General features: G+C 55.5%; 1 pseudogene. It reads right to left on the bottom strand.

Going from position 1 to position 1,707, the window contains the following annotated elements:
- A pseudogene (locus AC2A06_RS18490) lies at nt 1-1,707 on the bottom strand (autotransporter outer membrane beta-barrel domain-containing protein); the annotation flags it as partial.

The raw sequence follows: 1,707 nt of genomic DNA, 5'->3' as shown, positions 1-1,707 counted from the left end.
GTCCAGGTCCCCGCCCCGCTCAGCACGTTATCCAGGGTACTCAGTGCCCCATTGGCATAGGCGCTAAACAGCAGATTACTGCCACTGGCGATGGCAACTACACCATTACCCAATTGTGGGGCCTGCGTCACCGTCAGGGTGCTGCCGCCCACCAGATCAAACACGCCGTAAAAATTGCTGTTATCCGCAGACAGGGACATATCAGCCCCATTGCTGATACTGACGGTGGAATCAACCACCCCAATCAGGGCATTGGCCACATCCTCACTCAAGCCACTGAAGTTCAGCACCGAGCTGTCGGTGGTCAAATCCACGGTGGCGCTGGCGGCCCCCAGATTATTGGCGTCAGTCACGGTTAACCGGCTGTCGGCGCCAATCACCTGAGCACCGGTAAACAGGCTGTTATCTCCGGTAAGTTGCACATCCGCCAGGGTATTGATAGTCCCCGCACCACTGAGCGGGTTGGCAAAGCTGCCATCACGGGCGAAATTCAGGTTACCTTCCACGTTCACATCACTGCTGCCCAGGGTCCCGGTATTGTTCAGCACCAGCGTCGCACCGCTGTCAATCTCGGTGTCAGCGGTTAAGCCACTGTTGGCGGCACTGACGGTGAAGAGGCCCCCTTGAACTGTCAACAAACCATCACCGGTCAAACCCCCGGTAGAACTAGAGCTCCCCCCTTGGGCGAGCAGTAACGAACCGCCCGCCAGATCCAGCACCCCATTGTTGAGCAGGGTTTGCACTGTTTGCGTGTGACCATTTAAATCCACCGTCGCCCCACTGCTCAGGTCAAGGGTGGTGGTCTGCCCCAAAGCCGAGTCCGCCGCCAGTTGCAAGATCCCTGAGCGCACCAGGGTATCCCCGGTGTAGTCATTGGTCGCATTGGACAAGGTAATGATGGTGCCATCATTGGGGGAGTCGATAGCCAAATCCCCGCTGCCAGTAATTTTGGCCCCAAGATCGTTGTATCGAGTGCCGTTATTGGCCAGGGTGCCCTGTAACATCAGTGCCTGGCTGCCGGTGGTTAACAGTTCCAGCTGTTGCAACAGATAACTGACATATAAACCATCTTGCCCAACCCCGGTACTCAAGCCATAAACAAAACTCCCCATCGCCGCTACAGTGGTGTCGTTGGGATTGGTAATGCCTTGCAGATAAATGTCGGTGATCGGGGTATTGCTCCCATCGGTCAGGGTCAATTCACTGCCGGTGCCAATGGCAACCCCCGTCGCCAACGTCACAATAGCCACCCCGGTATCCAGATCCAGCGTATTTAACCCCGCCAAGCTAGGGGATAAACTCGGTGGTAGGTTAACACTCACGGTGCCGCCGGCAGTGGTATCAATGGTTTGCGCCGTAATGATGCCGTCAGCGGTGATCACACCGTTATTTTCAGTGATATGGGCGTAAGTTAATTCACCGCCATTGAACACCAGACCACCGAGGGTTTGCACCCCATCACCCACGTTGGTGTTACTGCCGGTGCCCAGGTTGAGGGTAGCAAGCATTAAGCTGGTGGTATTGGTGCCGGACAAATCAAACAGGGTATTTTGTAAATTCACCGTACCGGCAAACGCACTGCCCACCGTACTGCCAAAGTTAAAGGCGCTGTTGTTGGTGTCGACATTCACATCCCCCAACCCGGTCAGCGCATTGTTGAAGGTAAAGGCCCCGGTAGTGGTGATATTCAAATCACTGCTGGTATCG

The sequence above is a fragment of the Serratia sp. HNCC26DJ244 genome (assembly GCF_057180565.1).
This window is presented reverse-complemented; position numbering and strand designations above follow the sequence as displayed.